Below are 11231 nucleotides of genomic sequence, written 5' to 3' on the forward strand. Positions count from 1 at the left end.
AGATTTTTTTTATAGTCATGAAAAATATTTTACCATAAATCCTAGACTTTTAAAGTCTGGGATTTATTTTTTTCATCAAAAAGGAGCTTCACACTAATTATTTAGTGCGACAGCCCCTTTTTTTGTTATTTTTATTTTCTTGGATTTTTAACTTGCGCTTGAGCAGCAGCTAGTCTTGCAATTGGAACTCTAAATGGTGAACATGATACATAATCAAGTCCTATATTATGGAAGAATTCTACTGAAGAAGGATCTCCACCATGTTCTCCACAAACTCCTAATTTAAGATCAGATCTTGTTGCTCTACCTTTTTCTACTGCTATCTTAACTAATTGTCCAACACCTGTTTGGTCAACCTTAGCAAATGGATCTTGTTCATAAATATTCTTATCATAGTAATGCTTTAAGAATTTACCTGCATCATCTCTTGAGAAACCAAAAGTCATTTGAGTTAAATCATTTGTTCCAAATGAGAAGAATTCAGCTTCTTTAGCAATTTCATCTGCAGTTAATGCAGCTCTAGGAATTTCTATCATAGTACCTACATGATAATCTAATTCAACACCTTTTTCTTCCATTACCTTCTTAGCAGTTTCTACCACTACATCTTTAACATATTTTAATTCCTTAACTTCTCCAACTAATGGAATCATTATTTCAGGAACTATATTATATCCTTTATTCTTTTTAACTTCTATTGCAGCTTCAATTACAGCTCTAGTTTGCATTTCTGCAATCTCTGGATAAGATACTGCAAGTCTACAGCCTCTATGACCCATCATTGGGTTAAATTCATGAAGATTTGATATTGTTGTTTTTAATTCCTCAAAAGTTATACCTAACTCTTCTGCTAATTCACGAATTTCCTCATCTGTATGAGGTAAGAATTCATGTAGAGGTGGATCTAAGAATCTTATAGTAGCAGGTCTTTCTTCTAATGCTTCATAAATTCCAATAAAGTCTTCTCTTTGCATTGGAAGAAGTTTTTCTAATGCTTTTCTTCTATCTTCCTCACTCTTAGCTACTATCATTTCTCTTACTGCCATAATTCTGTCTTCTGCAAAGAACATATGCTCAGTTCTACAAAGACCTATACCTTCTGCTCCAAATTCTACAGCTTGCTTTGTATCTCTTGGAGTATCTGCATTAGTTCTAACCTTTAACTTTCTAATTTCATCTGCCCATCCCATAAATTTAGCAAAATGGCCTGATATTTCTGGAGCTACTGTTGCTATCTTTTCTCCATAAACATTTCCTGTTGATCCATCTATTGAAATGTAATCATCAGCAGTGTAAACTTTTCCACCTACTTCTAGAGTTTTAGCTTCTTCATTAATTACTAAGTCTCCACATCCAGCTACACAGCAAGTTCCCATACCTCTAGCAACAACGGCAGCGTGAGAAGTCATACCCCCTCTTACTGTTAAAATACCTTCAGCAGCAATCATACCTTCAATATCTTCTGGTGATGTTTCAAGTCTTACTAAAACAACCTTTTCACCATTATCTTTTCTTTGCTTAGCTTCTTCAGCTGTAAAGGCAATTTTCCCATAAGCTGCTCCTGGAGAAGCTGGTAAGCCTTTTGCTATTGGAGTTGCTTTCTTTAACTCTTCAGCCTTAAAAGTTGGGTGTAATAATGAATCTAATTGATTTGGTTCTACCTTTAATATTGCTTCTTCCTTAGTTAACATTCCTTCTTCAACTAAGTCAACAGCAATCTTTAAAGCAGCTTGTGCTGTTCTCTTACCATTTCTTGTTTGTAGGAAGTATAATTTTCCTTCTTCAATGGTTATTTCCATGTCTTGCATATCTTTATAATGTTGTTCTAACTTATGAACTATTTCAGTAAATTGCTTATAAATTTCAGGATTTTGTTCCTCTAATTTTGCAATTGGAAGTGGTGTTCTAATACCTGCAACAACATCTTCCCCTTGTGCATTCATTAGATATTCACCATATATCTTATTTTCTCCAGTTGCAGGGTTTCTTGAGAATACAACTCCTGTTCCTGAAGTTTCTCCCTTATTACCAAATACCATTTCTTGAACGTTTACAGCAGTACCCCATTCTCCTGGTATATCATTTAATCTTCTATATACTATTGCTCTTGGATTATTCCAAGATCTAAATACTGCAGTTACTGCTTCAATCAATTGATGTTTTGGATCTTGTGGGAAATCTTCTCCACGTTCCTTCTTATATATTTCTTTAAATCTAACAGTTACTTCTTTTAAATCATCTGCTGTTAAATCAGAATCTAATTTTACTCCTCTGTTTTCTTTTACTTCATCTAATACATTTTCAAACAACCTTTTTTCAATGCCCATAACTACATCAGAAAACATTTGTATAAATCTTCTATAAGAATCATAAGCAAATCTTGGATTATTTGTTAATTTAGCCATAGCTTCTACAGCTTCATCATTTAATCCTAGATTTAATACTGTATCCATCATTCCAGGCATTGAAACCCTAGCTCCAGATCTAACTGAAACTAAAAGAGGATTTGTTAAACTTCCAAATTCTTTACCTGTTATTTTTTCTAGTTCTGAAATTTTTTCATAAATTTCTTCAATGATTTCTTCTGCTATTACTTGACCATCCTCGTAATATTTGTTGCAAGCCTCAGTTGTTACTGTAAAGCCTTGCGGTACTGGGATTCCTAGCGAAATCATTTCTGCTAAATTTGCCCCTTTACCTCCTAGAAGATTCCTCATTGAGGCATTTCCTTCACTAAAAAGGTAAACATACTTCTTTTTCTTCATCTCAATACTCCTCCGTTTAATCAAATTGATATATAGAAACAATACTACTTTGTATTGTAGCTACCCCATTAATAAAACTAAAAACAAAAAATTATTGTTCTTCTCCTAACTTTACAAAAAGCTTTGTTATGTTAGTTTTTGAAACCTTACCAATTACCCTATATTGATTTTTTCCATCATTTTCATTCTCTATTTTTTCAACTATTGGAATACTATCAATTTCATGTTCTATTAATTTTTTTGCTAAATCATAGGCTTTATCTTCTGCAAATCCACAAATAATATTTGGCATTCTTGTCATAATTACTCCTACAGGAACCTTATGTATATCGGTCCCCCCTATAGCTATTTTCAAAAAATCCTTTCTTGAAATAGCTCCTACTAATACCCCATTACTTTCTACAAAAAGCGTTCCTACATCATTTAGAAATAGGAAAACAATTGCATCATATACCATTGTTTCTTCACTAACAGTTATCGGTTTTGACATTATATCTTTTGCGAGAACTTTTGAAACTTTGTCTATAATTTCAAGATTTTTTTGTTCACCTAAATATACATAACCAACCTTAGGTTTAGCATCTAAAATTCCTAACATAGTCAAAATCGCTAAATCAGCTCTTAAGGCAGCCCTTGTTACCCCAAGCTTTTCGGCTAATTCTTCACTTGTAACTGGCTGTCCAATTTTTACTATATTAACGATTTCTTCTTGTCTATGTGATAATTTCAAACTTATCCCTCTTTCTTAAACGCAAAGAGAATATTCAGGTAATTTTGATTAATCTGATATTACTATTATAGCATTTTATTACAACTTTACTATATTTATTTTTATATTTTTTTTTTTAAATTATCTGAATATTCTCTATTACATTAACTTTTTTTGAATTTACTCTGTTTATCTTATTTTTTCTTTTTATTATTCTTCCTTTTTGTCTTCGTTTTCCTCTTCATCAAATTTTACACTATAACTAAATATATTATCATCTAAAGTTTCTTCATCTTTTTTTATGTCTTTCTTTACATTTGTCATAACATCATCTTTTAGATCCACAACCTTATCCTTAACTTTTGATGCTACACTAGTTGCAGTTTCCTTTATGTCTTCCATAGTTTTTGTTATATACTTATTAACTACTTCAACACTTCCATCTTCCTTCGTAATTTCTATAGTTATTTTTGTAACTACAGCTGCAATAACAACAAAAGCTAAAATTGGTGGAATTAATATTCCTATTACTCCTGCAGCTATGCCTGCATTTACAGGAACATCAACAATTTCCTTACCATCTTTAGTTACTCTAATTCTTGTCACATTTCCTTTATTAATTAATTCCTTAAACCAATTTTTTAAATCTTCAATAGTTTCGTATTTTTCTTCCTTACTCTTAAGCTTAGCAGCCTTTTTTTGATTTTCTATATAGATTATCGCATCTACTACATCTTCATTGCTTAGTTCTAAAGCTTCCTTTGCTTCAGCATAAGTTACCCCTGTTCTTTCTATAACTTGGTCCACTTGTTCTAATGTTATTGACATAATATCACTCCTTTATATAATTTAACATTTCTAAACTTTTTGGTTTTCTTGTGTAGTTTGATGATATTATATAATTAGTAATTTTATAAATATCCTTTTTTATATCTTCATTAATATTAAGCCTATATAACTTATCCATTGAGGTTTTTAAAAGAAATTTTATAGAATTATATGCTGGTTTAGATATATAAATTCCCCCATATTTCTCACATTCTTCGCAAACTCCACCATAATTTATTAATGATATATAATTTGATACAGAAATTTTTTTATTGCAAATACCACAATTATCTAACTTTAATCCATAACCTGTTGCTTTTAATAGTCTTAATTCGAAGGATCTTATTAATATTTCGTAATCCAATGCATCAGTATTTAATAAGTACATACAAGTTATAAAATCCTTAAACAAAGCATAGTTTATTTCTCCTTCTTCTAGGCAAATATCTATCAATTCGCAAAGATATGAGGAATATGTAAGCTTATCTAAATTTTCTAGCAAGCCTTGAAAGGAATTAATAATTTTTCCTTCCTGAAGGTTAAATAAATTCTTCCCCTTGAATAAAACAAATTCTCCATAACAAAAGGGCAAAGTAACAGGAAAAAGCCTGCTTTTATTTTTCTTGGCACCCTTTGCTATCGTTGTTATTTTGCCCAATTTATCTGTATATAACCATACTAATTTATCATTTTCTTTAAATTCTTTTGTTTTAATAATAACTCCCTTTATCTTATGCAGCGACAGAAGTAACATCCCCTATCTATTTAAGTTTTTATAGCCTAGTTCTTTTAAAAGAATCTGATTATCACGCCATTCTTTTCTTACCTTAACCCAAATTTTTAAATTTACTTTAGCTCTTAAAAACCTTTCAATTTCATATCTAGCAGTTTCTCCAATCTTTTTTAATGATTGACCATTCTTTCCAATTATTATTCCCTTATGAGATTCTTTTTCACAAATCATATCCACTTCAATATGATATGTTCCATTTTCTTTTTCTTTCATTTGAATTATATCTACCGCAATTCCATGAGGTACTTCATCTCTTAAATTTCTTAACGCCTTTTCTCTTATAATTTCTGAAACAACAAATCTTTCTTGAACATCTGTTATCATATCATCAGGGTAATACTTTGGGCCTTCTGGCATATATTCAATCATAAGCTTGACTAATTTATCTACATTTTTATTTTTAAGAGCTGATATTGGGATAATTTCTTTAAAATCCATTTCTTCTGAATACATTTGTAAAGTTTTTGCAACTCTATCTTGAGTAAATTCATCTATTTTATTTACAACTAAAAATACAGGAGCTTTAGAATTTTTTAGAACTTCTAAAATAAATTGATCTCCTTTTCCTATTTTTTCATCTGGATTAATTAAAAATAAGATTAAATCCACATCTTTAATTGAATCCTTAGCGGAGCTAACCATATACTCTCCTAATTTATGTTTTGGCTTATGTATTCCTGGTGTATCAACAAAAACCAATTGATAATCTTCTCCTGTTAATATTGTTTGAATATTATTTCTTGTAGTTTGTGGCTTGTTTGAAACTATTGATAACTTTTCTCCCATTATTTGATTTAATAATGTTGATTTACCTACATTAGGTCTTCCTACTATCGTTACAAATCCTGATTTAAACATTTATCCTCCTTAGTTTTCTAAATCTTTTTATTCTCCTGGCTTAATTTCACCAAAAGTTTTTATTATATAATACTCTTATTTTTATTAAACTTATTAAAATATTTCCCTCTTTAACAAATAACTCTAATTACTTACCTACATATTCCATAAGTAATTGTACCATTTATTATATCATTTCTTATATAAAATTAAATAGTTGATAATAAATAAATTCCCTTTCTCAAATTTTAAATATAATAAAAATCAATAATGTTAATAGAGTTCCAAAAATCGCTCCAATAATTACTTCAAAAATAGAATGTATATTTGAATCCACCCTGCTTTGAGCTGTAATAAGTGCCATTAAGTAACTTAAAACTATACATATAGCTTCTTCCGTTATTAAGGATACTGCTGTAGCTAATGAAAAAGCTAAAGCACTATGCCCACTAGGCATTCCACCTCTCAAGGGAGTTCCTTCCCCAAATATTGCCTTTATTATAAGAGTTACTATAGTTACAATTGCTAAGGCTATAAATATAGTATATGGCTCTGAATGCTTAATTTTAAAAATAACACTATAGGATATTTTAGTTATTTTATCCCAAAACATTATATATCCTACTATTACAGCATTAATAGCAGTAATTAAAACCGCTCCCGCCGCTGCATTTTTTGCAATTTTAGCTAAAGGATGATAATGATTCATAGTCATATCAATAGTTGCTTCTATAGCAGTATTAATGATTTCTGCTGCTAAAACTAAAGTAATAGTAATCAATAAAATAAGAAATTCCACCTTTGATAGATCTACAAAAAAACATATAGTTAATACTATTAATGCGGCTAATAAATGAAACCTCATATTTCTTTGGGTTCTTACCGTTTCAATAATTCCCTCAATAGCACAATTAAAGCTTTCAATTATTTTTCTTATTTTCATATATTCCTCTCATATTTTTATCTTCTTATTTCTAATTTATTCAATATTTCCTCTTCTCTTTGTCTCATCTTAATCTTATCTTCCTCTATCATATGGTCATAACCTAACAAATGTAATATAGAATGTACAACTAAATAACTTACTTCTCTTTCATAAGAATGTCCATATTCCTTGCTTTGTTCTAAAGCTTTCTCTAAAGATAAAACCATATCCCCAAGTACTAATTCATCTCCATCTTTATATATTTCATCAAAATCATAATCTAAATAAATATCTTTAAATACCTTTCCTTCTTTATATTCTAGCATGGGAAAAGAAAGAACATCTGTAGCCTTATCTATTCTTCTTGTTTCATTATTAATCCTTCTAATTTCTTCATTATCAACAAAAAGAAGAGAAATTTGATATTCTCCTTTTACACCTTCTTCTCTTAAAGCAAAATCACATACCCTTTCTATCTTATCTATAAATTCTTTTGTTACTTCTAATTTTCTTTGTTTATTTTCTGTATATAACATACAAGCCTCCTAATACTCTTTTTAACTTATATCAAAGTTTTCTACATTAAAACTATAATAATATAAATTAAGAATTAAAATTAAATTTTAATTCTTAATTTATAATTTTTATTTCTTTTTCTCTGTTGGATATTCTATTCTTTGATGATACATACCATCAAAAGATTTTAAAAAACTCTTTTTTATAATTTCTATATCTTTTAAGGTCAAATCACAGTTTATCAATTGATTAGATTTTATTTTATCATTAATAATATTATTTACCATTTCCTCAATTTTAGCTTTAGTTGGTTCACTAATTGATCTAACAGCAGCTTCTGCACTATCTGCTAGCATTAATATTCCAGCCTCTTTTGTATGAGGTATAGGACCAGAATATCTAAAATCTTCTTCTTTAATGTCATCAGGATTATCTGCACCTTCCTTGGCCTTATAATAAAAATACTTAACTAAAGTTGTTCCATGATGCTCTAAAATCATATCCTCAATAACCTTTGGAATTTTATATTCCTTTGCTAACTCTATACCATCCTTTGGATGAGATAAAATTATTAAAGCACTTAAATTTGGTGTAATTTTATCATGAGGATTATCTCTTCCAATTTGATTTTCTCCAAAAAAGTAAGGCCTCTTTGTCTTTCCAATATCATGATAGTAAGCTCCAACCCTTGCAATTACAGGATTTCCTCCTACAGCTTCTGTGGCAGATTCTGCTATATTAGCAACCATCATACTATGATGGTAAGTACCAGGAGCTTCCATTAATAATTTCTTCATTAATGGTTGATTAGGATTTGATAACTCTAATAATTTTATATTTGTTACAACATCAAATATTGATTCATAAAAAGGAAGTAAACCCAAGGCAAGTATCCCCGAAACAAAACATCCTATCGAAGTATACATTGTTTTTATTAATATTTCTCTTAAGTTATTTGAATATAACATACTGGAAGCCATAATAATCAAAGTAGATATTACAGTTATATATATTGTTGAATATATAATATCATTTCTTTGCTGAACTTTATTTAATGCTATTGTAGATATAACAACATTTACTATTGATATTAATATAACTCCAACATCAAAACCGACAACTATAGAAACTAAAAGAATATTTAATAAATTGATAACCAAGGAGGTTTTACTATTTATTAAAATTGACATTAGCATACTACTACAAACAATAGGTATCAAATATGGAGTTATATCTTTAATTATTATAGAAAGAATGATAAGAATAATATTAATGGAGCTAATTAAGATCAGCATCTTTTTATCTTTTAATATTTCCCTATCTTCCTTTAACAAATATCTATATTGCAAAAATAAAACAAGGATAACTGCCACGGCTAAAGAAATAAATATCTTAATTGAACTTCTATTTATTCCATCATTAAGCATTCCTAACTGCTCTAGAAGATTTATTTGCTCTTGAGTAACAGGTTCTCCTTCTTTTACAATAGTTTGATTTTTCTTTATTATTTCCGGCTCAACGTTCTTTTTTGCTTCCTCTATCTTTTCTTCTGTCTTCTCTTTATCATAGAACATATTGGCTTTTATTTGACTATAACAAATTTCCTTTATTATCTCCTCTAAATTTCTATCATAATTTTTTTCTGACAATAAATTATCTATAATGTTTCTTGCCCTTTGTATATTCTCATAATTATTTTCTTCAATATTATTTTTATATACTTCTTCTAAAGAACTAATAATAAACCCATTTATTTCCGTAAGCTTCTCTTTACCTAAAGATAATAATATATTGTAATCTTCATCACGTAATGTTATACCATTAACTTTTTCTATATTTTTTATTTTCTCTTCATTTTCTCCACTTTTGTTTGAAGAAATACTTTTATTTATATTTTCAAAAAGTCTATTAACTTTAGATAATGCTTCCAGCCCGACTTCACTTTTTATAGTATATTGTTTATCTACTTTTGAAGCTGCTTCTTGCTGTTTTTCTAGAGTAGCAGCTTCATCAATAACATCTACTGGTGCCTTAATATTTACATCAGCAATATCACCAACTGATAGATTATGCTTTTTTGGTGCTACAACTACAAGCAAAAGCAGATATATTATAATAAAAACAACAGAATAAATTATTGGTATTTTATATTTTTCTTGAATATAATTTTTGTTACTCTTTATTTTCATCCATTTTACTTTGTTTTCAGACATGTCTATCACCTTCTAATCTCAATAGTTTTTAATAATCGACAGGATTATTATCTACTATATTTTGTTCAACTACAAAAACAACATTAACAATAATATTTCCATCTTCCCCATCTTTAGTCGTTACTATTTTATCTATTATTTTTGCTTCTCGAGTTAAATTATTATACAAAGATTCCTGTAACTGCTCTACTGCATTATCCACAGCTTCTTCCTTACTTAGTTTTACTGGAACTTCTTCTTTTTCATAATAATTAACTTTTTTAAGTATTTTTCCACTTTCCTCTATTTTATCATACTCTTTAAAACCTTTTATAGCTTTTTTAAGATAAATTTTCTTTCCGAAGATTTCTAAATAAATATCATTATCTTTATTTCCATTTCTCTTTAACTCAGTCCCATCGACTTTTACAAGCATTGATTTTTCATAAAAAGTATTTGCCATTACAACTCCATCAGGAACAACTTCATAAGGATTTTCTTCTTTACCATTTATTCCTTCAATTAATATATCCCCAGGTTTTACTAGATCACCAATATGGACAGCAGACCTTCCAGAAAATACATACACCCTGCTTATTTCTCCCTCCATTTTAGATACTAAATTTCCCTTTTTTTCTTCTACAATCTCTGGCGGATTAACTTTTTCTTCTATATTTATCTTTAATGTAGAACCTTCAATCCTGACTCTTATCCAAAGTATTCCTGAATTAATATCTTCTATCTTTCTCTCTAATTCTTTAACATCTATTTTTTTCTTCTTTATTCCAGGTTCAATACCTAAATCATACAAATTTTGTCTTACCTCATAAGGTGATAAGTTTTTTCTTGTGTTAATTTCTATACTCCAAATATAGGTCGAAAGGTGCAATAGAATTACCAAAAATATTCCTGCACCTATACATAAAAACATTTTATTTTTTAGTCTAAACAATAAAAATAATATTCCCCGTTCACCAACCACTTTAACTTTTCCATTGAGTCTTTTTACAATTTTCTTTAAATTATCGTAATCCTTATATTCTATAGTAACCCTAAGAGTTACTACATCTACTTTTTTAACATTTAATATGTTTATATTTTCATTCCATAATATGTTTAAAACTCTTTCGGGATTTAGTACTTTTATTTCAACTATTAACTTTCCAGTTTCAAATATTCCTCCTGCCATTTTACACCTCAAATGATATAGATATAAATTTTCCACTAATGGTTATTGTAGATTCACCTATATACAATATTTCAAAATTATCTCCTTCAATGCAAATCGGCTTTAATTTTGTATTCACTTTTATAATATTTCTTTCAAAAAGTACTATCCCCTTGTGATTCTCTATTGTAATTTCTTCTTCCCCTATTATAGTTATTTTAGGCAAATTTAAAGCTATGTCTTTTGATATATTCAATTTATCAGATATAATTTCTCTACTCTTATCAATTTTATTATACATAATTTAACTCCTCTTATATTTTTACTCATAGTAATTTATGATAAAAATATAAAGAAAATTACACCAATAAATTTAATTAATCGAGTAGGAGCTGAATAATTATTTTATTCAGCGTCCTCTCACACCACCGTGCGTACCGTTCGGTACACGGCGGTTCAATAGAAATTAATGTACAAATGAATAAATTTCAGATATTG

Annotated in this window: 10 protein-coding genes; all 10 read right to left on the minus strand. The window is 28.7% G+C overall.

All coding sequences use genetic code 11. The features are described from left to right. Positions 1-131: 131 nt before the first annotated feature. Positions 132-2765, minus strand: coding sequence for a pyruvate, phosphate dikinase (gene ppdK / locus KQI16_RS06865; protein WP_216433041.1), 2634 nt, complete (start codon positions 2763-2765; stop codon positions 132-134). Between the two features lie 91 nt (positions 2766-2856). Further along, positions 2857-3495, minus strand: a complete 639-nt coding sequence (locus tag KQI16_RS06870) for a helix-turn-helix transcriptional regulator (RefSeq protein ID WP_216433043.1) — start codon at positions 3493-3495, stop codon at positions 2857-2859. A 189-nt stretch (positions 3496-3684) separates the two neighbouring features. Further along, positions 3685-4302, minus strand: a complete 618-nt coding sequence (locus KQI16_RS06875; RefSeq protein WP_286172931.1) for a DUF4342 domain-containing protein — start codon at positions 4300-4302, stop codon at positions 3685-3687. A 4-nt stretch (positions 4303-4306) separates the two neighbouring features. After that, positions 4307-5056, minus strand: a complete 750-nt coding sequence (recO, locus tag KQI16_RS06880; protein WP_216433044.1) for a DNA repair protein RecO — start codon at positions 5054-5056, stop codon at positions 4307-4309. A gap of 3 nt (positions 5057-5059) precedes the next feature. Then, entirely contained in the window at positions 5060-5953 is an 894-nt protein-coding gene (gene era, locus KQI16_RS06885; protein WP_216433046.1) for a GTPase Era, read from the minus strand. Between the two features lie 220 nt (positions 5954-6173). Next, entirely contained in the window at positions 6174-6875 is a 702-nt protein-coding gene (locus tag KQI16_RS06890) for a diacylglycerol kinase (RefSeq protein ID WP_216433048.1), read from the minus strand. A gap of 17 nt (positions 6876-6892) precedes the next feature. Further along, positions 6893-7393 (minus strand): rRNA maturation RNase YbeY, encoded by a 501-nt coding sequence (gene ybeY, locus KQI16_RS06895; RefSeq protein WP_216433050.1) that lies wholly within the window; start codon positions 7391-7393, stop codon positions 6893-6895. Positions 7394-7501: 108 nt separating this feature from the next. Continuing rightward, entirely contained in the window at positions 7502-9586 is a 2085-nt protein-coding gene (locus tag KQI16_RS06900) for an HD family phosphohydrolase (protein WP_286172932.1), read from the minus strand. A gap of 28 nt (positions 9587-9614) precedes the next feature. Beyond that, positions 9615-10754: a sporulation protein YqfD gene (gene yqfD / locus KQI16_RS06905; protein ID WP_216433052.1), complete on the minus strand. Its 1140-nt coding sequence runs from the start codon at positions 10752-10754 to the stop codon at positions 9615-9617. Between the two features lies 1 nt (position 10755). Further along, on the minus strand, positions 10756-11034 hold the full coding sequence (gene yqfC, locus KQI16_RS06910) for a sporulation protein YqfC (protein WP_216433054.1): 279 nt from the start codon (positions 11032-11034) through the stop codon (positions 10756-10758). Between the last annotated feature and the right edge of the window lie 197 nt (positions 11035-11231).

This window comes from Caproiciproducens sp. MSJ-32 (genome assembly GCF_018918055.1).
Classification (GTDB): Bacteria; Bacillota; Clostridia; order Clostridiales; family Clostridiaceae; genus Clostridium.

Bases quoted from the DNA above. Each gene is read 5' to 3' on its own strand.
- ybeY (WP_216433050.1), bottom strand. From the start codon at position 7,393: ATGTTATATACAGAAAATAAACAAAGAAAATTAGAAGTAACAAAAGAA.
- KQI16_RS06900 (WP_286172932.1), bottom strand. From the start codon at position 9,586: ATGTCTGAAAACAAAGTAAAATGGATGAAAATAAAGAGTAACAAAAAT.
- yqfC (WP_216433054.1), bottom strand. From the start codon at position 11,034: ATGTATAATAAAATTGATAAGAGTAGAGAAATTATATCTGATAAATTG.
- recO (WP_216433044.1), bottom strand. From the start codon at position 5,056: ATGTTACTTCTGTCGCTGCATAAGATAAAGGGAGTTATTATTAAAACA.
- era (WP_216433046.1), bottom strand. From the start codon at position 5,953: ATGTTTAAATCAGGATTTGTAACGATAGTAGGAAGACCTAATGTAGGT.
- ppdK (WP_216433041.1), bottom strand. From the start codon at position 2,765: ATGAAGAAAAAGAAGTATGTTTACCTTTTTAGTGAAGGAAATGCCTCA.
- KQI16_RS06890 (WP_216433048.1), bottom strand. From the start codon at position 6,875: ATGAAAATAAGAAAAATAATTGAAAGCTTTAATTGTGCTATTGAGGGA.
- yqfD (WP_216433052.1), bottom strand. From the start codon at position 10,754: ATGGCAGGAGGAATATTTGAAACTGGAAAGTTAATAGTTGAAATAAAA.
- KQI16_RS06875 (WP_286172931.1), bottom strand. From the start codon at position 4,302: ATGTCAATAACATTAGAACAAGTGGACCAAGTTATAGAAAGAACAGGG.